Origin of the sequence: Methylophaga sp. (assembly GCF_965655755.1) — a bacterium.
Taxonomy (GTDB): Bacteria; Pseudomonadota; Gammaproteobacteria; order Nitrosococcales; family Methylophagaceae; genus Methylophaga.
Genome location: NZ_CBFHHW010000076.1, coordinates 1 through 1,464, shown reverse-complemented (window position 1 = coordinate 1,464; position 1,464 = coordinate 1). Strand labels below are relative to the sequence as shown.

General features: G+C 47.5%; 1 protein-coding gene and 1 pseudogene. One reads left to right on the top strand and one right to left on the bottom strand.

Translation table 11 applies throughout. From position 1 onward, the window contains the following. The coding region (locus ACTF5U_RS12450; protein ID WP_438971950.1) for a YifB family Mg chelatase-like AAA ATPase at positions 1–1,064 on the bottom strand (1,064 nt) is incomplete at its 3' end. 174 nt (positions 1,065–1,238) lie between these two features. Here ACTF5U_RS12450 and ACTF5U_RS12445 point away from each other — a divergent pair. Then, positions 1,239–1,464: pseudogene (locus ACTF5U_RS12445) on the top strand (DUF481 domain-containing protein); the annotation flags it as partial.

Genomic DNA, 1,464 nt, shown 5'->3' with positions numbered 1-1,464 from the left:
GCCTCGCCTAAATAACCGCACGGACACGGATTCATCGCAGCGACAAGTTGGAATCGCGCTGGAAATTCTGCCTGGTTCGCTGCGCGAGAGACGGTGATTTTGCCAGATTCTATTGGTTCTCGCAGTACTTCCAACACGCGGCGGTCAAATTCGGGCAATTCATCCAGAAATAACACACCATGATGCGCAAGTGAGATCTCTCCCGGTCGTGGTTGGCTGCCACCACCGACCAACGCAACAGCGGAAGCAGTGTGATGCGGCGCTCTGAATGGGCGTTGCTGCCACTTAGATGCATCAAACCCACTGGATGCCACAGAATGTATCGTGGCGCTTTCAACCGCTTCCTGCTCTGTCATTGGAGCGAGTAATCCCGGCAGACGACTGGCCAACATCGTTTTCCCTGTTCCCGGTGGTCCCGAGAAAAGCAGGCTGTGATTTCCTGCTGCCGCTATTTCGAGTGCCCTGCGTGCATGCGCCTGCCCACGGACATCGATTAAATCAGGATAGGCAGGCGCTGAGTCATATTCTTCTTTTGTAGAAACCGGCAATGCTTCTTGCCCATGCAAATGCGCGCAGACGGCTAATAAACTGCTGGCACCAAAACTCTCAGCCCGCTGAATTAATGATGCTTCAGCCGCATTCTCTGCTGGTAGAATTAATATTTTATTTTCTCTTGCTGTAGCCAATGCTGTGGGAAGTACGCCCCGAACCGGGCGACATTCACCGGTCAAACTTAACTCTCCGATAAATTCTTTATTCTTCAAAGCAGATAATGGAATTTGTCCGGATGCAGCAAGAATACCCAACGCAATGGGCAAATCAAAACGACCACCTTCCTTAGGTAAATCTGCTGGCGCGAGATTAATCGTAATGCGTTGTTGTGGAAAGGTAAATTGTGAATTGAGTAAAGCAGATCGCACCCTGTCTTTGCTTTCTTTTACTGCTGTTTCAGGCATACCCACTATAGAGAGGCTAGGCAAACCATTGGAGAGGTGAACTTCCACAGTGACCGGCTGGGCTTCAACACCGGTCATTGCCCGGCTATGTATTGTTGCAAGAGTCATAATCCATCCTTGGACAGTTGTCATTGTTGATTCTAACGGCTTCGTTGTTTCTTGTGAAAGGAACATCTTCACACTATTTTGACTTGGCGTGCATGAAGGTGTCTTCGTTTCGAACTAAAACTATCTGTGTTAGTTTGTGTCCAAAAAAATTCCTCAAAATTCACCGGAGATAACATGCTGAATAACAGCTTAAGAACTTTTTTGTTCTTAATTTCAAGTACTTTACCTTTTACAGTGGTTGCCGACCAAGTCGTTTTAGATGATGGCAGCCTGCTCAAAGGTACTGTTAAAGAAGTCGCTAATGGACAGCTTGTTATCAACACGGCATTCGCCGATGACGTCAGCATTGATTACGATCGAGTCAGCAGCCTATCAACTGACAGAAAATATGTCATTGAAC